General features: G+C 37.7%; 15 protein-coding genes, 2 pseudogenes and 1 other annotated feature. Of the genes and pseudogenes, 4 read left to right on the top strand and 13 right to left on the bottom strand.

Annotated elements, in window-relative coordinates; all coding sequences use genetic code 11:
• Window positions 1-127 precede the first annotated feature (127 nt).
• Window positions 128-943, bottom strand: a complete 816-nt coding sequence (locus tag A2J09_RS07170; RefSeq protein WP_012294463.1) for an ATP-binding protein — start codon at window positions 941-943, stop codon at window positions 128-130.
• A 311-nt stretch (window positions 944-1,254) separates the two neighbouring features.
• Here A2J09_RS07170 and A2J09_RS07165 point away from each other — a divergent pair, with 311 nt between their 5' ends.
• Window positions 1,255-2,430, top strand: coding sequence for an aminotransferase class I/II-fold pyridoxal phosphate-dependent enzyme (locus A2J09_RS07165; RefSeq protein ID WP_012294462.1), 1,176 nt, complete (start codon window positions 1,255-1,257; stop codon window positions 2,428-2,430).
• A gap of 43 nt (window positions 2,431-2,473) precedes the next feature.
• Here the strand turns inward: A2J09_RS07165 and A2J09_RS07160 are convergent.
• The 3 genes and pseudogenes from A2J09_RS07160 to A2J09_RS07150 all read right to left on the bottom strand — a co-directional run bounded on the left by A2J09_RS07160 (window position 2,474) and on the right by A2J09_RS07150 (window position 5,123).
• Window positions 2,474-2,839: pseudogene (locus A2J09_RS07160) on the bottom strand (cupin domain-containing protein).
• Between the two features lie 69 nt (window positions 2,840-2,908).
• The gene (locus tag A2J09_RS07155; RefSeq protein ID WP_012294461.1) at window positions 2,909-4,108 is read right to left on the bottom strand and encodes an AI-2E family transporter; all 1,200 of its coding nucleotides are present in this window, start codon (window positions 4,106-4,108) and stop codon (window positions 2,909-2,911) included.
• Window positions 4,109-4,172: 64 nt separating this feature from the next.
• Window positions 4,173-5,123, bottom strand: a complete 951-nt coding sequence (locus tag A2J09_RS07150; protein WP_012294460.1) for an LCP family protein — start codon at window positions 5,121-5,123, stop codon at window positions 4,173-4,175.
• Window positions 5,124-5,299: 176 nt separating this feature from the next.
• On the opposite strand from A2J09_RS07150, the gene msrA reads away from it, so the two are divergent.
• Entirely contained in the window at window positions 5,300-5,821 is a 522-nt protein-coding gene (gene msrA / locus A2J09_RS07145) for a peptide-methionine (S)-S-oxide reductase MsrA (protein WP_012294459.1), read from the top strand.
• 77 nt (window positions 5,822-5,898) lie between these two features.
• Here msrA and recQ read toward each other — a convergent pair whose 3' ends face one another.
• The 5 genes from recQ to A2J09_RS07120 all read right to left on the bottom strand — a co-directional run bounded on the left by recQ (window position 5,899) and on the right by A2J09_RS07120 (window position 14,313).
• Complete coding sequence (recQ, locus tag A2J09_RS07140; protein WP_036161669.1) at window positions 5,899-7,671, bottom strand: DNA helicase RecQ; 1,773 nt, start codon at window positions 7,669-7,671, stop codon at window positions 5,899-5,901.
• A gap of 7 nt (window positions 7,672-7,678) precedes the next feature.
• A complete protein-coding gene (locus tag A2J09_RS07135; protein WP_012294457.1) occupies window positions 7,679-8,779 on the bottom strand; it encodes a hypothetical protein in 1,101 nt (366 codons plus the stop codon).
• 256 nt (window positions 8,780-9,035) lie between these two features.
• Window positions 9,036-10,211 (bottom strand): MFS transporter, encoded by a 1,176-nt coding sequence (locus A2J09_RS07130; RefSeq protein WP_036161666.1) that lies wholly within the window; start codon window positions 10,209-10,211, stop codon window positions 9,036-9,038.
• 100 nt (window positions 10,212-10,311) lie between these two features.
• Complete coding sequence (argS, locus tag A2J09_RS07125; protein WP_012294454.1) at window positions 10,312-11,985, bottom strand: arginine--tRNA ligase; 1,674 nt, start codon at window positions 11,983-11,985, stop codon at window positions 10,312-10,314.
• 45 nt (window positions 11,986-12,030) lie between these two features.
• Window positions 12,031-12,250: a binding site (T-box leader), on the bottom strand.
• A 176-nt stretch (window positions 12,251-12,426) separates the two neighbouring features.
• Complete coding sequence (locus A2J09_RS07120) at window positions 12,427-14,313, bottom strand: FAD-dependent oxidoreductase (protein WP_012294452.1); 1,887 nt, start codon at window positions 14,311-14,313, stop codon at window positions 12,427-12,429.
• A 590-nt stretch (window positions 14,314-14,903) separates the two neighbouring features.
• Between A2J09_RS07120 and A2J09_RS23675 the strand changes: the two genes are divergently transcribed.
• Window positions 14,904-15,044, top strand: coding sequence for a hypothetical protein (locus A2J09_RS23675; RefSeq protein WP_012294451.1), 141 nt, complete (start codon window positions 14,904-14,906; stop codon window positions 15,042-15,044).
• Window positions 15,045-15,242: 198 nt separating this feature from the next.
• Here A2J09_RS23675 and A2J09_RS07115 read toward each other — a convergent pair whose 3' ends face one another.
• From A2J09_RS07115 to A2J09_RS07110, 3 genes and pseudogenes are all read right to left on the bottom strand, one after another.
• Window positions 15,243-16,391, bottom strand: a complete 1,149-nt coding sequence (locus A2J09_RS07115; protein WP_139015334.1) for a copper amine oxidase N-terminal domain-containing protein — start codon at window positions 16,389-16,391, stop codon at window positions 15,243-15,245.
• A 514-nt stretch (window positions 16,392-16,905) separates the two neighbouring features.
• Window positions 16,906-17,204, bottom strand: a pseudogene (locus A2J09_RS24140) (MFS transporter); the annotation flags it as partial.
• A gap of 230 nt (window positions 17,205-17,434) precedes the next feature.
• On the bottom strand, window positions 17,435-18,934 hold the full coding sequence (locus A2J09_RS07110; protein ID WP_012294449.1) for a methyl-accepting chemotaxis protein: 1,500 nt from the start codon (window positions 18,932-18,934) through the stop codon (window positions 17,435-17,437).
• A 617-nt stretch (window positions 18,935-19,551) separates the two neighbouring features.
• Between A2J09_RS07110 and A2J09_RS07105 the strand changes: the two genes are divergently transcribed.
• Window positions 19,552-20,475, top strand: coding sequence for a GNAT family N-acetyltransferase (locus tag A2J09_RS07105; protein ID WP_227256845.1), 924 nt, complete (start codon window positions 19,552-19,554; stop codon window positions 20,473-20,475).
• Between the two features lie 289 nt (window positions 20,476-20,764).
• On the opposite strand, the gene A2J09_RS07100 is transcribed toward A2J09_RS07105, so the two are convergent.
• Complete coding sequence (locus A2J09_RS07100) at window positions 20,765-21,787, bottom strand: alpha/beta hydrolase (RefSeq protein WP_031415857.1); 1,023 nt, start codon at window positions 21,785-21,787, stop codon at window positions 20,765-20,767.
• Window positions 21,788-22,443 lie beyond the last annotated feature (656 nt).

The raw sequence follows: 22,443 nt of genomic DNA, 5'->3' as shown, positions 1-22,443 counted from the left end.
TAAACCCGAGCAACGATAAAAGCCCAATTTCTCAATTTTTATGCTAAGAAATTGGGCTTTTTTATATTTCCTTATACGATTGAAATAAGTGCAAAATAACTCCTAAAGTGACAGGAGTAAGAGTTTTTTATGATTTTTTCTTTTGGATACCTGATTTGGCATGAACGTGGATAGCATCCAATTCATAGCCAAAATGCTGATAAAATTCCGTCTGCACCGCCTGTTGTAAGTTATATAAACGTGCTGCTAACGGATAATCAATCGGTAGCCTTACCTGTAGGGACAAAATAGCTTGGACCTGTTCACCAAGTACAAATTGGACTTGCTCCACCTTTTGCACAAAATCCTGTTGTTGACAGCAATACGTAAGTAGCTGGACGTAAACATGATTACTAATCTCAATATACTCCCGTTGAAAATCAGGACGAACAATGGTTGTTTCCCCAATCTTTTCACGTTTTGTTGAAAAAATCTCCATTCCCTTTAGCACCAGTCGCTTAAAGAAATTTTGCTCAACTTGTCGGTAAGGGATCGGCATAACATGCTTCCCTTGTGTTTGTCGAATAAAACGAGCTTTTTGAATGTCCTTAAAGGAACGAATATCTTCCACATCATAATAATGCTCGATAGCGCCTAGCTCCAGCTGCTTCGCAATACTATTCGTCATTTTCGTTGACGTCCCAATTAGTAAAATAGACTCCACTCGATGGCTTGCTAGCGCCTTCTTGACTGCCTCACGGTGCTCCTGGTCGGTAAAAATGGCACGCCTTACAGCGGTAATTGTATTTTTTTCAAATTTAGCAGAAACTCCTGCGACTCTCACGCCATTGACAATGAGTAATCCATCATCGATAATCGCCTGTACGCCAATTTTATGGGCAAAAGATAGAGCGCTAGTGCTTTTTCCTGTGCCGCTTGGTCCACTTAACGAATATACCTTCAAAGTCCTCCCCCCTCTTATGCTAATTAATCTTTATAGCTGTTCCTCATGCTTTGATAGAGATGTTTGATGAATCGGTTTACTCCATGATTCCCACTGAAAAACTATATAGTAAGTATAATACAACTTCTACATTTACGGAATTTACAGTAGGTTTCCCCAACATTAGGCAATCCATTTTCGCTAGCCTATGCGCACATCCTCTACATTATATAAATATTTTCTTTTTTCAGAATATCTGTCCCTTTCTTCGCTTTAGTATGATAAAATGTGAACTACTATTCTGTTATACAACTACAAGGAGTGTACTAGTCTTGAAAATCGTACCATCTAAAAAAATGTCATTATTTACACCAGCAATTTTCGGAGATTTGAAAAATTTTGCGAGAGAGCAGCAGGCAAAGGGCATGACTCTGATTGACTTAAGCTTAGGAAGCCCCGATCTTCCTCCACATGCCAAAATTCGCGAACATCTATCTTATCGAGCAGGTTTAGCTGAATCGTATGGCTATACACTTACAGGCACACAGCGTTTTTATGAGGCTGTCAGCCGCTACTATAAGCGCCGTAGCAGCGTTGATTTAGATCCTACTACTGAAATCATTCAAACAATTGGCTCTCAAGAAGGCTTAGTGCATCTTCCAATGGCCTTTTGTGATCCTGGAGACATCGTGCTATCGACAAACCCAGCATACGTTGCGTATGACGCAGGCATTCACTTAGCTGGTGCAACACCCTATTACATGCCTCAAACAGCTGACAACAACTACCTTCCAGACTTAGACGCTGTACCAGAAGATATTGCGCATAAAGCAAAGCTATTAATTTTAAACTTACCAGGAAATCCAGTACCAGCGATGCCATCCTTAGCATATTTTGAAAAAGTGATTGCCTTTGCTAAAAAATATAACATCATCGTTCTGCATGATGCAGCCTATTCTGAGTTTTATTTTACGGGCGATGGACCGATTAGCTTCCTTGCTACACCAGGTGCAAAAGAAGTAGGGATGGAAATTAACTCCCTTTCCAAAAGCTTTAGTTTGGCAGGAACACGGATTGCCTATATCGCAGGAAATGCTGAAATGATTGCGATTTTAAAGCAATTAAAATCGAATTTAGATTTCGGTATTTTTGAGCCTATTCAAGATGCAGCTGTCGTTGCCCTCGATCACGCTGAAGAAATTACAGCAAGCCTACGTGCAACCTTTTCTGAGCGTCATCAAACATTGATGAATGGCTTACAGGCACTAGGTTGGGACGCAGCACCTTCTAACGGTGGGATGTTTGTTTGGGCAAAGTATCCATATGATATGGATTGCACCGAACTCGCTTTTAAATTGATTGAGCAGGTTGGCATTGTTACGGTTCCAGGTACTGTATTTGGAACGGCAGGACAAGGTTATCTGCGCTTAGCACTTGTGCAACCAGCGAAAATCCTTCAGGAAGCTGTCGATCGTTTAGCGCAAGTACAATTACTACAAGAAAACTAACATAGAAAACCCTTCTAACAACATGCTAGAAGGGTTTTATTCATTAAATCCAAACATCATTTTCAGCAGTAAGCGCAGTTTTTTCCTCACCCGTATTTACTACCCCAGCAGGCTCTACGAGCAAAATTTTACACTCGGCTGCAGCGTAAGGTTTATGTTCAACTTGGCGTGGTACGACAAACATTTCACCCTCCTTTAATCTTACTTCTCCATCACGAAATTCAATGACAAGCTCCCCTTCAATCACCATAAACACTTAATCTGTATCATCATGTTTATGCCATACAAAATCTCCGATTACTTTAACCAGTTTGAATTGATATTCATTCATCTCAGCAATTACCTTTGGAGACCAGTGCTCTTGGAATTTTGCAAATTTTTCTTGAAAATTAATAGGTATGTAGGTCATGCTATTTTCCCCCGTTCTTTTTTTCCTATTAAAAACACAGCTACTGTCAAGCGAAGTAGCTGTATCCTCTTATACATCATATTTTTGGTGAACGTCATCCTCATAACGGTTATAGCGCTGTTTAAATAGCTTGAATAGATGAGTCACAAGCACTTTAAAGATTGCATAACCTGGAATCCCCAAAATGACCCCAGGGACACCAAATAGCGAGCCTGCCGTTAATAATACAAAGATAATTGTAATTGGGTGAATACTGAGCGATTTCCCCATAATTTGTGGAGAAATAAATTTTCCCTCAATTAACTGAACAATCGTCCATACAATCGCTAGCTTAATCAACATCAATGGTGATGTGACAAGAGCGATAATAACGGCTGGTGTGATGGCAATAACAGGACCTAAATAAGGCACTACACTTGTAATCATCGCAAGGAAGCCGAGCAATAAAGCATATTTCATACCAATTATTAAGAAGCCAATTGTGACCATTGCACCAATACACATAGATACTAAAATTTGCCCTTGTATGTAAGAACTTATTTGCTTGTCCATATCATGGAAAATTTCAGTCACTTCTTTACGCATACGCGGTGGGCATACTTTCAGCATAAATTTCGGTAATTTTTCGCCCTCTTTTAGTAAATAAAACAAGATAAATGGTACGGTTACAAGCGATAGGACGATGCCTGTTAACGTTGATAGGAAGCCCGTAATACCGGATGCTACACCCTGTGCTATATTTGTAGCCGTATCTTTCACAGTTTTTACCATATCAGTAGTAAAGTTTTTAACCACTTCATTGTAGTCAAAGTTAATTTTATCTAAATAATCGTTAAAACGTGAATGATTAAAGAATGCAACAAATTTTTCCGTAAACTTCATAAAATACTCTGGGAATTCCTGCACTAAGTTCGTAAATTGGTCACGTAAAAACGGATAAACCAACACAACGAGCAGTGTTATGACCCCAACTACCGCGATGTAGAGTATTAAAATACCCCAAATTCTTGGAATACGCCATCTAACCAATATCGCCAATAATGGACGTAATAAATAGTACCCAATGACAGCTAATACCCCTGGTAAAATGACGACTTCAAATAACACTTGAAGCGGGGTAAAGATAAAGGAAACTTGATTAAACATAAAAATAACACATGCAACTAATAATAAAATAACCAGCGTAAATAATAGGTTTCTACCACCTAAGAAACGAATAAACTTGGTTGCTAACAGGTTTGAACGTTCTTTTGGTCTTTCTTTTTCCATATATCCACCCCAATCAAAAAACTCTACCTTTATATTACAGGATAATGCTGGATTTTGCTAAACATCACTCCAGTGAAATGCCTAAAAAATCGCTTAAAAAGGCTTTGTTTTGTTCCACATCAATCACGATCGAATCGCCGGCATGGCTAAAGTTTTGGAATTGGTAGCTTCCTTCGATTGGAATCGTTGCTTTTTCAATGTTCACCTTGCCCTTTGATAGTAATTTTAGCACTTGTTGCATTTCTTCAGCAGAAGAATAATCGGTTGTAATATAGCCTTGTGCTGCCCCTACGAATTTTGGTAAATGCAATACATTCGCAGGTGTCAAAAGCTCATTTTTTAAAGCCTCTATGACCTTTTGCTGACGAGCAACACGACCGAAATCACCTTCTGCATCATGACGGAAGCGTGCATAGCCTAGTAACTCCTGTCCATTTAAGTGATGTACACCTTGCTTCAACTCTACCCCAATATTTTCGGACATATCCTTCTCAACATCCATCTCAACACCATTAGGTGCTAAAATATCCACCAACGATTCAAAGTTTTTAAAATCAATAAGGGCATAATGGTGAATCGGTAAGCCGAACATATTTGTTAGTGTATCCTTCAGTAGCTGTACCCCATCTAAGTAGTACGCTGTATTAAGCTTATAGGATTGATAGCCAGGGATATCCGCATAAATATCCCGCATAAAGGATACCAGTTTAATATCGTTGTTTGATTTATTCCAAGATAATACCATCATCGTATCTGTTCGAGATTTTTCCTCGCCACGTGTATCGACACCGAGAATTAAGTAATTTTCAATATCGCCTTTTAACGTATCGCCAGAGAAATCCTCCTGCTCGACTTGTGTTTGATTGGCAAGCTTTAGTCCACTGCGGTACTGCATAATCGAGTAGCCTGCCACTACTATGATACACAGTAATAATAATGTGAAAATTGCTCTCCCTTTACGAAGCTTTCGGTTTTTAGGACGTTGTGAGCGTCTTGTATAATCTTGCTCTTCCATAATGACTAACTCCTCTATTTTTTTATAGTTAATGTAACGATTGATTAGCCGGAAAGTTTCATTTGTTGATAGAGGAAGTCCCAACTTCATCTATCTTATTGTTATTTTACACCCAAATGCTCAGTTTTTTCGCCAAACAATGCTATAATATTTTCACAAAAGAAAGGATGATGTACATGATAGAAAAAGCTACTTTTGCTGGCGGTTGTTTTTGGTGCATGGTTAAGCCATTCGTCGAGTGGGATGGTATACATAAAGTAACATCTGGTTATATGGGCGGTCATTTAGAAAACCCAACATACGAGGATGTTAAGAAAGGGACTTCTGGCCATCTAGAGGTCGTCGAAATTGAATTCGATCCAGCCATTTTTAGCTATGAACAACTGTTAGACATTTATTGGATGCAAATTGATCCCACTGATGCTTTCGGACAGTTTCATGATCGTGGAGAGTCCTATTCAACGGCCATCTTTACTTACACGGATGAACAAAAGAAAATCGCCGAGGCCTCGAAAGAAAAGCTTGCCACTAGTGGACGCTTCGATAAACCTATTGTAACCAAAATTCGGGATGCTGAACGCTTCTATCCTGCGGAAGACTATCACCAAGATTACTATAAAAAAGAAGCTAATCACTATCAGCAAGACCGTGCTATTTCCGGCCGTGATGAATTTATAACTAAGCATTGGGATCAATAAACAATTAGAGGTGCCTCAACCATTTCATTGAGACACCTCTCTTTTTTGTAAAAGCACGTGCTTGATCGAAAATTGTCCTAGATGGGTGTTTCTAAAAACGATTGTAACGCCTCAAAGAAACGTTTGCCGTATTTATCAAATTTCACTTCACCAATGCCGCTTATGTGGCGTAAATCGTCCAATTCTGCTGGCTTCTTGTCACATAATTCACGCAATGTTTTATCCGAGAATACTACAAATGGCGGTACTTTCTCTTCATCTGCAATTTCTTTTCGCAACACACGTAAATGTTCAAATAATGGATCATTATCTACCAGTTTTTTAACCGCTACAGCTTCTTTCCGCATGACCTGTCGTTGGCCAAGTAGTACTTCTTTACCCTCGGCTGACACATAAATAGTTGGATATGTGCCGTGTTTAACAGCCAATAAACCCTCTGCAATTAGAAACTCAATAAAGTTCGAGACATCTTTAGACGAATAATGTCCCTTCAAAATACCATAGGTGGATAAACGAGCAAACCCAAATTCCGTCATTTTTTGATTTTTGGAGCCGATGAGTACTTGTGCTACCATCGTCTTGCCGAATTTTTGGCCCATCCGTACAACACAAGCCAGTACCTTTTGTGCATCCTCTGTCACATTCATCATGGTACGACCATCATTACAATTACTACAGCGACCACAAGGCTCCTCTTGTACTTCACCAAAATACGCTAAAATAGCATTTTGAAGACAGCCCTCTGTATGGCAATAGTCGACCATTGTTTGGAGCTTCGCTAATTCCTGTGGTATTCGTGCCTCGTCTTGCGATTGCTCAATAAGAAAACGCTGAGTTTGAACATCACCGGAGGCATACAATAATATACAAGCACTTGGAAGACCATCTCGACCAGCTCTCCCTGCTTCTTGGTAATAGCTCTCCATATTCCGAGGCATTTGATAGTGCAGGACAAAGCGCACATTGCTTTTATCGATTCCCATGCCAAAGGCGTTGGTAGCCACCATAATACGCGCCTCATCTTTTAAAAATCGCTCCTGCTCTGCCATACGTAGTTCCTCTGATAGCCCCGCATGATATTTGGCTACTGCTTCTCCAGTACGACTAAGCATGTCATAAATCGCGTCTACCGCCTTTCGTGTGGCGGCGTAGATAATACCGACTTCCTGTTTATTTTTCTGTAAGTAATTTTTAATATAACGTTCTTTATTTTCTCCAATTAGCACCGAAAGTGCCAAGTTATCACGCGTAAAGCCTGTCATCACTGTTGCATTTTCGTCAATGTTTAATAAATGCCGAATATCCTCACAAACAGCAGGTGTCGCAGTGGCGGTAAGAGCTAATACAGTTGGCTTCTGCGGCCACAGTGTAAAAAGCTTTTGAATGGAGCGATAACTTGGTCTAAAATCATGACCCCATTGTGAAATACAGTGAGCTTCGTCTACCGCAATTAATGGGACGGATAAATAGGACAATGCTTGAAGGAAGGAAGCACTTTCCAGTCGTTCAGGTGCGATATAAAGTAGTTTTAAATAACCAGCACTAGCTAGCTGCATCGTTTCATTCACTTCTTGTGCTGTTAATGTACTATTTATATAGGCAGCAGGAATATTAGCTGCTCGTAAAGCTTCCACCTGATCTTGCATTAAAGAAATAAGGGGCGATATGACAATTGTCAGCCCCTCAAGTATTAACGCAGGAATCTGATAGCAAATGGATTTCCCACCACCTGTTGGCATCACACACAGGCTTGATTGTCCATGTAATGTTTGTTCAATAATTTGGGCTTGTCCTTGCCTGAAGGCTCCATAGCCAAAATGATGCTGTAGCATTTGTCTTGCTTGCTCCATGCAAAGTTCACTCCTCAGTAGTAAGACGAAGTAACTTGTATTCGCCCTGTTCATTTTTCATAATTTCGTAAAGCATAATGGAATGGGCAAGAGCTTCCTGCCCTGCTGCATTGGTCAATACATACTCCGTTTTAGCTCGTACCTGAAGATGCTGATTCACTATACGAATATCTTGAATGTCTGTGTTCGAGAAATGAATCTTCGCTTGCTTAGAGGCATAGTAAGCAACCATGCCGCCCAGAGTGTCTTCCAATTCTTCTGACCCTACTATCGGCTCCATGACACTTGCATCTTGAATAGTTACAGCTCCTTTTAAATGCTTATGGAATGTATCTAAAAAAAGAATGATTTCATCTTTATTATACGCAAAAATATTTTCACCGTATTGCTCGAGGGCTTGCTGAACGGTTTCTTGAACCCCCTGCTCTATATAAGGATATAAATTTTTTGATTGGGATAGGCGTACACTCGCCTTCATGCCATCCTTTAACCATTTTTGCATAAATGGTTGAATTTCCTTTATCGGCAATATGTATGGTTGTGCTTCTCCTTGCTGCTGGCGGTTAAAATAAAGCCCCACAATTGCTCCGTTTTCCGCCTCCATCACCGGGCTCCCTAATGGTAGCTTTTCTTGTGTATCAATATAATAGGCAGCTATTTTATCTTGATATTTTTGAATCGTATAAGGTAAGCCATTCACGTAAACTGACAGCTGATTGAGCTCCCCTTCATACATTTTTGGAACTTGCACATTCGCTTTATAGGTCACTTGTAAAAGTGCAACATTATGTGCCGTTGACATGAAATGAACATTCGCTGCCACTAGCTTATCCTGACCAAATTTCACAAGGGCGGTTGGCTTTGAGGCTACCAGTGCGCCATTAGTTAAAATATAAAGCTCATCCTCCTTTTGCTGAATAATAATGCCTGCACCAACTCCATGCTCACCTATCACCTCAACCTCAGGCACTATCTTTTCTTCTTGCTTGGCCACTGTTTTTGTTGGCACCTCTGCTTTTTCTGCTTGAAACCAACCTGCACCAATTTGACTGTCACAACCTGTCAACAGCATGGCCGCCGCTCCTAATACGAGCATCTTTTTATACATACCTTCACCAAAACTTTCTTTTCAACTATCTCTCTTGTCTATCATAATCAAGGACTTAGGATGTTTCAAGTTTACATAATATAATTATTGTAATTAAAATAGTAGTAAAATACATTATTCCCTTCAGTTCTATTTCATTCTACCTATTAAAATTAATGGATTCTCCGATTTGCTATGAAAATGGATGGATTTTAGGCCTTCAAAATATTTTTGACAGAAAAAAAGACATGCATTTTGAATGGCATGTCTTCTCGAATTAATTTTTTCGTAGTAGCCCTGTCGTGGCAATTATTCCAAGCATCAATGCTAGAAAGATGGCGTACGTCCATGTATGGTTGCCTGTCATGTCATAGCAAACGCCAATCAAAACTGGGATGATGGCACTTAACATAAAGCCACCTGAAAATACCATGGATGACCAGCTGTTGGCTTCTTGATCATTTCTAGCCTCATCAAGCGGTAACAATAAGCCAATTGGAAATAGCCCACTTAAAACAATGCCGATAATAAATACGGCCACCCACAAGTAGATACCTGACATAAGCCATAATAATGTAAAACCTATCAGCCCAAAACAGCCTAACGCCAATACCCATGCTAATCGATTTGTCCATTTTTCCATAAGCATGGGCACAGCAATATTACCCATCATTTGTATAATCGACATAAATGTCAGCATTATACTCGCTACCTCAAGCGTCAAGCCTTTGTCCTGTAAAAGAGGTGTAAGCCACGACATCATTGAGAAAAACAATGAGGTTTGTAAGCCAAAATACAATACGATCAGCCAAGCACGACCTGTTACCCAAGGATTACGTACCGGCTCGTTGTTGACCGAATTTTGAACATCTGCCCCTTGTTCTTTTGGGATTACCCAGCTCCATATAATTAGTGAGACCATAGCAAGTATGGCCCAAATCCCTAGTGCTATTGTCCATTGATTATCAAAATAGTGATAAAAGTTCACAGTCAAAGCTGCACTTAATGTCGCACCAACGCCTATACCAAATGAGTAAATTCCAATAACAGTCGTAAAGCGTTGAGGGAATTTTTTCTTACTATACGCATTTAATATAGGGCCAATCATCGCAATGGCCAAGCCAGCTGCAAAACTTGTAACCACTAATAAAAGATAGCTTTCTTGGAATAAGCGCAGCCCATTTGCGAAGACAAGAATAGCCATTAATAGCACGATTGCTAATTTTGTGCCAAGCTTGCGCTGAAATGGTACAGCAAAAGGAGCAAATAAACCCATGCAAAAAACAGGAATAGATGTCAGAAAGCTCATACTTGTATTGGATACGTGTAAATTTATCATAAGGACATTAAAGAGTGGTCCAATCGCTGTTACAGCCGGTCTCATATTTAGTGCGACTAAAAATATACTCATTACCACTAAGATAAGTGAAACGGTCCATTGTTTTTTATTCATTTGATTAATCCTCTCTGCTGCCAATCAATAGAAGAGTTTTCTTTTATTCTTTTACCATGTATTCTATAAATGGTCAATGATTGGGTAAGTGGTCCGTTCCCTACATATTTTCTGGCGACTCAATACCCAGTAAAGCTAGTGACTCTTTTAAGACGATCGCTACACAATGACAGAGCGCAAGACGTGAAGCTTGCTGGGCATCATCGGCTAATATTTTTTGGTGTGCATAATATTTATTGAATAAGCGCGCTAGCTGTAAAGCATATTTCGCGATGAGCGATGGGTCAGCCTGGTTAAATGAGGCGTCTACCACTTGCGGAAATTGTTCCAATAATAAAATGATTGACCAAGCCTGTTGTCCTAGTGGAGCATATGACTTCAATTGAGAAGGCACATTTCCCTTTGCCAAGATGGAGCAAATACGTGCATAGGAATACTGTACGTATGGCCCCGTTTCTCCTTCAAAATTCATCATTTGCTCGATGGAGAATTCTATATCGTTTAGACGATGATATTTTAGGTCATTAAAGATTACCGCTCCAACTCCTACTTGCTGAGCCACTCGCTCTTTCTGCTGTAAATGAGGGTTTTTGTCTTCTATATTACGCTTAGCTGTCGCAATCGCCTCGGCTAAAACATCAGCTAATAATACCACCTTGCCTTTACGTGTCGACATTTTCTTACCATCTTTAAGCATCATCCCAAATGGTACATGCTGCAAATCTTTTGCCCAGCCATATCCCATTTTTTCAATCACCTGAAATAATTGTTTAAAATGAAGAGTTTGTTCATTACCCACTACATAGAAAATTTTGTTGGGTTGATACTGTTGCTGTCGGTAAAAGGCAGCAGCCAAATCTCGTGTTGCATAAAGTGTAGCTCCATCTGTTTTTGTTATTAAACATGGAGGCATTTCCTCCATCTCCACTACAAATGCACCTTCCGATTCCATAAGTAACCCTTTGTTTTGTAGCTCTGTTACAACCTTTGTCATCTTATCATTGTAAAAGGCTTCTCCAGTAAATTCATCAAATTTGATCCCTAGCAGCTGATAAATAGTCTGAAATTCATCTAATGATACATCACGGAACCATTGCCACAACGCTAAAGCCTCTGAATCACCATCTTCTAATGCTTTAAAGGCAGCACGTGCCATTTCATTTAGTATAGGATCTTGTTCAGCCATAGTATGAAATTTAACATAAATCTTTAATAATTCCTCTATAGGGGATGCTGTAATGGCTTCCTTATCACCCCAATTTTGATACGCAACGATTAGCTTGCCAAATTGGGTGCCCCAGTCCCCTAGATGGTTAATACGAATAGCCTGATAACCATTTTTCACTGCAATATTGGCTAAGGCATTACCAATGACGGTTGAACGTAAATGTCCCATAGAGAACGGTTTAGCAATATTGGGCGAAGAAAAGTCAAGAACGACACTTCCCCTTTCTGCTTGATTCGTACCATAGTTTTGTTGTTCCTGCATGATAAGACCCAACACTTGTTGTGTCACTTTTACTTGATGAAGAAAAATATTGACATAGCCACCGACAGATTGCACCTGATGGATTATCTCATTTTGTAATTGGCTTGCGATGTCTATTGCAATTTGTTGAGGGGGCTTCTTCCATATTTTAGCCAAGGTGAAGCAGGGAAATGCCATATCGCCCCTTTCTAAACTTTTTGGTTTTTCTAGTAATTGTTCCACGTCTTGAGCTGTTAGCTGATGATTTAAAATTTCAGCAATACTTTTTGCAATTTGTTGATTCATGTATATCCTCCTCTTTTTTCAATAAAAAAAGCCCTCGCCTCTATAATTAGAGACGAGAGCATAGTAATCCCGTGGTACCACTCTAGTTGCCATTCATAATGACCACTTTCCATTGTTAACGAGGTGACGCCCCGCTATTCTCTACTCTTAGTTCGAGAACCTTCTCCAAAGTGCGCTTCATTCATGGTTTCTGTATTAGGCTCACACCATCCCTAACTCGCTTTCCAGTTGTCCCATCAATTACTCTCTTTTTCATCGAATTTTTCTATGATTTTGACATATTTTACAGGAGTCTTCGCTTGGCGTCAATGCTTTTTGTATGAATGAATCATTGCTTCAGAGCGTTTAGAGAATTTTGCATAGGCAGCACTGATTGCTTCTGCATTCGTCTACACAAGTTACAGACGGCATTCCAAACGATCCACCATAAAAAAACGCTCCTCATTTAGAGGAACGTTCTTTTTCTACATAATGAATGACATCTGCCATGATGGCATACATCTCTTTTAACTTCAGTTGCTTATTGTCTTTCACTTTCTTCGCTACTTTTTCCGAAACAATTTCTTTATCAATTAAACTTTCCCAGCTATTTGCAGTCGATTCACCGATGAGCACATCTGCCAAATATTGTGCCAGCTCATCTCGCGTAATAGCTTCATCACCCGTGCTATATACCTTATTAATAACAATCTCCAGCTTATCTTTTTTATCGGCTGTACTCTCTGCGCCGGCACGTAGCATACTTTCTTTCAACATTTTAGCAAACTTAATTTTCGTTGCTTTACTGTCGACCTTTAAATCATTATCATAGCCGCCAACAACAAGTCCATAGTTAATTAACGTTTGAATGGCTTCATCATACCATTTGCCCTGATAAGGATAGTCCACAGAAAATGAATCGACATAGGCACCTTGTTTATCCAACTGCTCCCTTAATGCAGCAATTAATTTCTTATCCTTGCTCATTTCTCTAAAAGTAACATCTTGTTGAAGAGCTAGTGCTGCCGCTGTCCCTGCCGCTTCACCAGTCACCATACCAGTTGGGACAATACGGGCACTTCCCGCTGCTAAAGATGAATAACCTGCAGAGCGTCCCACAACAAGTAATCCATCGATATCCTTTGGTACTAGAGATCGGAATGGAATCGCATATTGCTTTGGCGCAGAAATAACATACCCATAATCATGTGGTGTTTGAGCCTGCACATCTACTGGATAAGAGGCAATCCCAATACTATCCCAATGATCACGATTCTGCCAAATATCGGACATTGGTAATTGATATTCAGCCCAAATATGTCTAGTTTCTCGTACATAAAGCTCTTCCGGGAAGCTGACAATTTCTGCTTTTTCAAATCCGGGGAAGTTTTCCTGTAAATATTTTAGTACATGCAATGTTTCTTTTTTACCTGCAGCTATGGCAGCCTGCTTCGAATTCTCATTTAAACCATCAATTCCGAAAATTTGTAATGCATTAATAAAATATTCATCATCCACTCGGGCTAAATTTAACCCTCTTAATCTTGTACCTTCTTGCAAAGGTTTATATTCATCATGAAGCTTTGTAAAGCCCCACATTACGGTATGATTCAAGTTAGCCCCGCCAAATACATCTGACTTAGCCGCTTTTTTTACTTGATCCCAATCGACATTTTTCAAGTGAAGCATTAATGTTACAGCCATGCGCTTATCCTTTATTCCAATATCTTCTCCACCAACAAAGAAAGGAACTTTAGACATCGTCGCAAAATCTGCATCCTGAGTAGCATCTATGAATGATTTTCCTTTAACGACATATGTACCGTATTCATTTTTTAGCTCAACAGAATTTAGTTGTTGTTGTTGAAGATTCGTTTTAACTACTTCCGTTTGCACCGACAATGTTAAATTGGGTTCCTCATCAATCAGCTTTTTAAACGCTGCTTTAGCTCCGACGATACCAAAAGCATCATTGCCTCTCACTAGCTCATGCCATTCTTTAAAAATACCTTCACTGATGGAGTTATTATGACCATCACGTGGAATATCTAGAAAATTTAGCATCCCATATGTAAATAATCCACCCAATTCTTCACGTTTTTCTACCAATAAGGTTTTAGCTCCATTACGAGCAGAAGCAACAGCAGCAGCGACACCCTCAGGCTCACCACCAATGACAATCACATCATATTCAGACTCTATATTGTTGATGGGTACTGGCTTTTTATACTCATCCACTAATTTATTGTATGCCATAGAGTTCGTTATTTCTTTAATAAAGTAGTAGCTTCCAAACCCAAGTAAAACTACTAGGATAGCAGTGGCTGTCCATAATACGCCTTTACCCATAATAAACCTCCGATAGTTAATATTTCCAATAACATGTTTATTTTATCATCATTTCTGCCACTTGAAAGAGCTGAATGTCCTATTGATTTTTTGCCTACAACCATAAGGCATATCATTTTCTACAGTATTTTTCTATGAAATTATCGTGTATTCCATCATATAAAGGATTGGGATATTTTTCCGATTTGCAGACAAGGTTTGTTTCATCACTTATAGTAAGCAGTCAAAACGGGGATGTGCTTGCGGGCACAAGTAGTTGATCAGGATACATTGTACCTGATAAAAAAACAGTCAGAATCATTTTAATCTATATTTTTGTCGATAAGCAACTAAAAACCCTTTGGTAAATGATGTAAATTCACTATTCTTTTTCAAAAATAGTTAAATACACTACTAAGTAGACGCATCAACTTCAAATAAAGTTACAGGACAAAAAATATTTTTCGATAACCTTTAATGAGCTAGTTTTATCCGTCACCCCTACCATTTTACTTCTATTTTTTATTTTACTATGATATATTTTCTATTAGGAAATCATTCCCAACTATCCGAACAATGGTCTTTAGGATTAATAAATGAGGTGCTCTTGTATGGATCGATTTGAACTTACTTTTAAAAATAAAGCTGTACGAATCTGGTTTTACACTGTATTCCCTGCCATTATATTAGCGATTATTTCTATTATTATTTTACCTAATGAGCAACATAAATATGTTTCACTAGGTTTGTAACTCATGCCAATCCTATATTTTATTTGGTTTATTTTTTATACTAAAAAGAAACGCAAATAATAGTTAAACCCTCTATATATAAACCATTCGACCATGTACCCATTCCAGATATAGGGAACAGAGTAAATAAAAATTGACTGGCTAAAGTTCCATACAAAACAGAACGTAAACCAGCCAATTCAGCTTAAAACGCAACCTTTAAGGCTTGATGACCTCATGATGGTGCCCCTTTAAGTCTACCCTGTAATTTCCAAAAGTCTTTTTTCTATCTTCTGAGCTTAAATTGCCAAATCTATTATAACCGAAAATATAGATGCCATTATCATTTATTTTCCAGTTATAGGCATTACCTATCGTATCAAAACCATAATAAAAACCTGGCATGCCTAAATAATCAGAAACCCATTGTCCATTTGCTCGTGTTGCATATTTTAAATTACTTGTTTCAGGCGCATTTACTATCCCCCGCTCATATCTTGTTAGATAATATACATGATTCTGATAAGGTTTTACAGCTTTAATCGGTGCTTTTTCTACGGCTACTCTTGAAATGGCTTGTCCATCCACATAATATAAAATAAATTCTTTTGTAGTGCTGTATGCGTAGTCCATATAAAAATTGCCCATATCCGTTTTAATCCAAATATCTCCTAGTTTAACTATATTTTCATCCTCAATAAATTCCTCATAAACAAAGGGTTCAAAATCAGAAAAATAATTGCTATAGAATAATTGACCTTTTTCTTGCATCACAGCCATAAAACGATCGCTATAGACAATTGATTTCCCCTGAAATAGCCATTCACAAATGCGAACAAGTCTAAGGTTTTCAAGCTCCGTAGCATTTACACCCCTGATAATAATCAAACTATATGGTTGCTGGTTTTCATTCTTCAAATAGACTACTTTCTTATTAAATGCCTCCCCTATATATCTTAGAGGAATATAGGTTGTATTATGATGCAAGACTGCAGAAACGTCCATTTGAATCGAATCGCCATTCACATCTACTGCCTTGTTCCCTATTTTCAAGGTTATAGTTTTATCCGAATTTTTAATGGTTATGGTATTATTTTGAGGGTTGAAATCTACCCTTGCACCAAATCCTTCAGAAATAAAGCGAAGTGGTACTAAGGTTCTTCCATCTTTTACAATTGGCTGTATGGCAGAAACCATATTACCATTAACAAATGCCTTTGAGCTTTCAGGCGACAAAATGATACTGTTATGAAGATCATTTTCTGTAATATCATTATAAAGTTCAAATAGATTTGCTGCCTGCACAGTTAGACTAACAGGAACAATTAATAAAAAAATTACTACTGTACTGATAATGTTTCTTCTCATTTTATAGTCCCCAATACGTTTTGCATATTTTCAATTTACTACTACGTTCGCATTTTCCAATATAAGCTAAATTATACACTTTTCTATCAAGAGTTGCTACGTTTAATGGCTATTGCTCTGACCTTCAAGAGTGTACAAGCTATAGCAGATTAATGCTTTTTTGGGGCGATATGGGGCTGAATTGGGGCTAAAAATATTGCCTTGCAGGGTATAAATGGGAATAGCTAATGTAAACTTGAAATTTTGTATCTTTATTATCTTTTAAATTTTTTTGGTTTTTTGATGCTACTCCATTTAGAGTGATTTTTTTGTTTATAAAAACTATTCATTTCCCCCATAACCGAATTTTCCCTACCTCCCTCTTTCTCTAGTATGTTAAAAAACGAGTGTTTCGAGACTTTTTTATCCTACGTATGAGAACAAATATAAAAAGCATGTTTTGACCCATCTTTTTACAAAACATGCTCATGTATCATTAGTGCCGACAATCGTTTCGGAGTACCGAATGTCAACAAAAGAACCTTAAATTAAGTTGTTTTTTTGCACGTGTAGAAGGCTCTGTCGAATCCACTGTTTATGCAGTCCACTAATTAAGTTCCACCCTATTCCAATTAAAGAAAGTGCTACGATTAATAGAACCATAGAATCGGTGCGAATACGGCTAATAAACCGCAAATAACAAAGTCACTCCTGATGCAATACAAAAATTGTTCGTCCGACTTTATCTACAAGCATCCCTGTTACGATCGACGGAAGATACGTAGCATCTACACGAAAGCCTATAGCAATTCCAACCTCCGATAAACCATGACCATCTGAGTAAATAAATAAAAATAAGATATGTTACTGTGGGACTTTTAGATAGTCTCTTGATCTAAGTATATCTCTGCTAGCACTCGGTGTACTGAATGTCAAAAAAAAAGCATCTTTTTAAAACTCATAAATAAAACCAGGTACTCATAAAAAATTTTATGAGTACCTGGTTATTTTAATGAGAATTCCCCTATTTGCTTTATATAAAAGCTTTTTTAGCGAAATACTCTTTATTGTTGCTTTGAAAATTCAACCAAATCCTGTGACATTGTACCAATTTCATCTGCCGAGGCATTCAATTGTTCTGTAAGAGCCGCCTGCATTTGCGCAAGCTCACTAATTTTATCCATATAGTCAATAATTGTATCAATAGAAACCTTTATTTGCATTAAACTTGATTCAATATTACCTGTTGCCTTAGCCGAATTAACTGCTAATTTTCTTACCTCTTCAGCTACTACACCAAAACCTTTTCCTTGTTCTCCTGCACGTGCGGCTTCTATTGCAGCATTTAACCCTAGTAAATTTGTCTGATCTGCTATCTCTCGAATAAAATGTGATATAATCTGTGTTTCATCTGCTACCCCTTTCGCATCATTGGCAGCTTCTGTAGTTTTTTCCTGTGTGTTCGCCAGTTCCTGTGCCTGCATAGTAATAGAATTAATGCCATCAACCATTTGATTAATAGAAGCTGATAATTCCTCCATACGTGTCATAGTTTCTTGCACATTTTGCTCTTTCTTTTTTTCATGTGTAATATCTCGAATAGTTCCTGCCACTCGCAAAGGAGCTCCCTCATTATCACGAAGCGTTGTACCGTTTGCATGAAACCAGCGATATTCACCTGATTTTAATTGAAGGCGATAATCTACTTGAAATGGCGTACGCCCAGAAAAATCTAATAAATGGGCACTAAACGCATCTAATGCAGGCTGCTTGTCCTCTGGATGCAAGCGATCACTCCAAGAGCTCATAATATTTGGAAAATCATGTTCATCCTTGAAGCCCAATGTTCTTCGAAATTGTTCACTCCACCAAAAGGAATTTTGTGGATTTAATGGATTACCTTGATCTACAATCATATCCCATGGCGCTTCTACCAGAGCTTTATTAATTAAATCATAACGTGTTACATATCCCTGTAATTTTTCCACGTTTATTTTTTTATCATGAATATTCATCATCAAACCAATGATTTGATACTGATCATCTTCAAGATGGGAAGCCATTCCTGTAGTCTGTATCCAGCGCTCTTGACCGTCACGACAGCATATCAAATGCTCCATATTAAATCGAGTTTGTGTTTCTAAACTCTCCTCTAGCATCTCTTTAAAATCAGAACGATGCGCCTCTGTAATTACCTTCAAAAAATCTTGAAAACTGTCTTTAAGAGCATAACTATCAAACCCTAAGAGCTCTTTTAATTCTGACGAAGCTGTGAAAACATTGTTTGAATCATCCAAGCGTCCGTTTAATACTCGTAATTCCCAAAGACCCATTTCATTACTTTTCAATACATTACCCAATTTTTTCTGCAATTGATCTTCAGATTCTTTCCGAAGCCTATTTACTTGATTTAAATTATGTACTAACTGGTTTAATTCCTCATCATTTGTTGAAGCTAAAGTATACTCAAAATCATATTGACCCTGTTTAGCCATTTGCAATTGAGCCTCACTCAACTTAATAAGATCGCCAATTGTTATGTTCCGTTCTTTTTTTAAAAACATTCTTAGTTCCCCTTCGATAGTGTATAGATTACATGACTAATTCAAGAATCATTAGTTATAAAACTAGAATCATATTTCGTGTTTTTCTCATTATAACCGAAAAAATAGTTAAAAAGCACTCGAAAAATAATATATTTTTTAGATGCACTATATTCCTTATAACGGCTACCTCATTTACTTTAAGAACTACATATTTTTTTGAATCTGTATCCAAATACTCAAATTACTAGTGAATTCCCAGGAATTATGATAAAAAGAGATTTTTTTGATTACTTCTTTCGGGCTATCCAACGCGAAACAAAGGAATCTTTTTAAATACATACTAAATCAATGCTATATTCATATATTTTAATTGAATTTGTCATTGAAGGTTTATTAAAAGAATTGAATTAGTGTGTTATCAAAATTCGATTATATATTTGTTGAAAAAAATTAATATAGAGATAAAAATATGTAGATACAAGTATTAAAGTGTGTTATCTTAAATGGTAATAATAGTAAAAGGAGGAGTTTACTGTGAGCAAACAAATGTTAGCAAAGGGCAAATTTTTCAAGGGGAAAACGCATAGCTAGCCCTCTAAACTGCGGAACCCCCTACTATTGAGAGGGGTATTATTTTGAGCCAATCACCAACAGAATTTTTCATTCGTAACTTCGAACATGGAGATATGCCTTTACTTGGTGAGTTGTACCAATCAGTAACAGCAAAAGACAACGCGACATTTTGGTGGGTCGGGGACGAAGATAATTGGAGTAACGTTTATTGCGCATTTGAAGATGGGAAAATGGTCGCTAAGGGGCAAGTTAGCATCATTAACGTTGTTCCTCCAGGTCGTTCAAAAGAGAACAATCACTCTATATATATTAATCTGAAAACCATTTCTGAAAGAGAACAGGACATTACGTTGCTCGACAAAGTCTATCAATATCTTTTAACAAGAGCAAAGCAATTAAAGGTAACTTTACCTCAAGAATACGGAACAATACTTTGTGTAGGTAACGATTCGAAAGAAACAGCAAACAATCAGTTTTTTATCCAAAAAGGATATCTCCCTCTGAATAGTTTGTATAGCATGAATCGAGATTTGACTGAACCGGTTGTGGAGTTAAAACTTCAGGAGGAGTTTCAATTCTCACACTGGAGCATGGAGACATCTAGCGAGGAAAGAGATTACCTTAATATTGAAGCTGAAATTTGGCCAGATGCTCCACTTGGTCTTAATAGATTGTCTGAATACAAAAAAAACAAGCTATGGACATCCATGGTCATACGTCAAATAGACACTATTGTTGGCGGACTAATGACATGGCAGGAAGAAGACTACGGTGTAATTGAGGACGTTTTTGTCCGTGAACCATGGAGAAAGCGTGGAATTGCAAAGTTTACGCTTACACAGGCTTTGAAATATCTTAAGTCTCATAAGCTACAAAAAGCTACTCTCATGGTACTAACGACAAATAAATCAGCCTTATCTCTATACGAATCGGTTGGCTTTTATACGGATAAAGAAGAGATAAGATACTTCACAAAACTCAATTAGGTAACAAAAAGAGGGATAGGCTGCCCCTTGAACTGACTCCTTCGGGTTAGACAAAACAAAAAAGCATCTTCAATTGAATTTAGGGTAATGTATCCTAATATCAATTGGAGGTGCTTATTTTTATGGGGATGAGAGTGAGTCATCGGCAAGAAGTAAAATTAAAAGCCAGTGAAATGAAGTTACAAGGTATTTCTACAAAGGTGATGATTAATACCATGTGATGTTTTTTAGCTCACTAGTAACGGACAGAAGCCAATTTCATTAAACCAAACCTGATGTGCGTATTGAGCTATTTCCCACTATACTTCTTTATGAAGGCAAGCGTTTTCCCAAGTGTTTGTTCAGCGTGCGTAGTAGTAAAATCAAATTGATACTCATGACCTAGGTCAGAATTTGTTCCTTCAAATAAAACACTTTCTACTTCCACACCATTCTTTTTGAGAACATCTATAAGCTCTGTTGATTGTGGGGCTAGTGGATCTGCATCTCCAACTGTCAAAAAGGTAGGTGGGTAATTAGGTGTTACATGTTTAACTGTAGACATCTCATCTATTCTAGAGTAAGACTTGAAATCTTTTGTTCCTGTATATGCCCAAAATACTGATTGGATACCTTTTTTTATTATTGGAGATGACTGAGCACCTATTTTATCCATGTTATAAACCCCACAGAATAAAAGAGCACCTTTTAACTGTTTTTTATCAACTGTAGGTTGAATATCCATTGATTTTGCTAGAGCTTCATTTGTTATTATCGCAATGGTTTGACTGGCAATCTGTGCACCTGCTGAATCACCGCCAATAAATAAATGATTCATATTGCCGCCATATTTCGAAATATTATCCTGTAAATATTTAAGAGCTTGGTTAGTTTGTATGATTGGCCCCGGATATTTTTGTACCGGTGCAATAGCATAGTTTATATTTGCTACAACATATCCTTCATTGGCTAATGCCATTCCATATTCTTGCGTTTGTTCCTTACTACCTGATACAAATGCACCACCATGTATCCACATGATAACAGGGAGTTCTTCCTTCATATTTTTCGGATAATAAATATCTAAAAGACTATTCTCAATTCCATGTTCATCATAAACAATATCTTTTTCAACATGGACTTGCCTTTTTATTGTTTCAATGTCCTTAGGGGATGCAAAAGAATCAGATTCAAAAAGCTGCTTGATAATAAAGGTATTAAGTACAGGTGTAAACTGACCAATTATAAATATAAGCAATATAGGAATGACAATAATATAAACGGGAATCATCCATCGCTTTTTTTTCTGATAAAATCTTTTTTTAGTTTTCAAATTGAATGAACACCTTACCTCACTTCATTATTATATGAAATTCACTTGACGGAAAAAGAAGAGGGTGGATACGCCCTACGTTATGCAAAAAAGATCAGCGTCCTTTAAACTCTGATTTTCCTCCTTCTTTTTTTCCGCCCACACAAGATTTATCTAATTAGATGAATGAGTCTAATTTAGATATTATTGAACCTCATACAAATGAATTATATCAGATTTCAACCTTCAACCTTTAGAAGAGAATATTATGCATGTGGAATAGCAATGTGGAGTACCTAGGCTTTTTGAGTTTTTCATGATACTGTCTATATTTTGTATAAAGCTCCTTAGCTACTTATCGATAGAATTCTTCTCAGAAACTTCTTCAGTTTCAGCATTGACAGTTTTTTCTTTAGCTTCTTCTTTATATGCTTCCTCCTCACAACATGCAGTTAGTGTTAATATCGACAATATCAGATATAAAATATTTTCTTCATTGAATAACCTCCTTTGGAATTATCATTTAAAAAACAGCCAAATGTAATTAGTTATCTGTTCTTCTATCCGTACTGGGTTGTTTAACGGTCTGGTAAAATTTAAAACTGGGGCAAAAAGCCTCAATGCGGTGCTTACCTACAGACTGAAAACTCGCACCAGCATATTGAGTACATTAATGG

Source organism: Lysinibacillus sphaericus (assembly GCF_001629735.1).
Lineage (GTDB): Bacteria > Bacillota > Bacilli > Bacillales_A > Planococcaceae > Lysinibacillus > Lysinibacillus pinottii.
Note: the sequence above shows the minus strand (reverse complement) of the source record. Positions and strands in the feature narration are given on the sequence as shown.